This window comes from Brevundimonas sp. P7753, from assembly GCF_013386595.1.
In the GTDB taxonomy this organism is placed as follows: Bacteria; Pseudomonadota; Alphaproteobacteria; order Caulobacterales; family Caulobacteraceae; genus Brevundimonas; species Brevundimonas bullata.
Genome location: NZ_JACARP010000255.1, coordinates 1 through 320 on the forward strand (window position 1 = coordinate 1; position 320 = coordinate 320).

Here is a 320-nt window from a genome sequence, read left to right on the forward strand (position 1 = left end):
CCGTGACCTTGGCGTCGGCGGGACCGAAGCTGGGGTCGCGCGCGTCGGGGGCCAGCAGAGCCGGGTTGGCCTTGACGGCGGCGTTGATCGTCTCGACGCGGGATTGCTCCTCATTGGCCTGACGCGCGGCCAGAACCTCGTCCAGCACCTGCGGATTGGCCACCAGATAGGCCCGCACCCGTCCGCCGAAATCGCCGCCGGTCAGGTAGGGCGTAGCAGAAAGGCCCAGAGCGAGGACCGAGACGGCCAGAGCGGCGCCGGCCAGGGTCTTGCCGGATGGGGACGACAGGAGGCTGCCTTTCGGGGCTGCGGGGGTCGGG

1 pseudogene is annotated in these 320 nt (G+C 71.2%); it reads right to left on the bottom strand.

Features of this window, described 5'->3' with window-relative positions:
• A pseudogene (locus tag HX774_RS19470) lies at positions 1–320 on the bottom strand (disulfide bond formation protein DsbA); the annotation flags it as partial.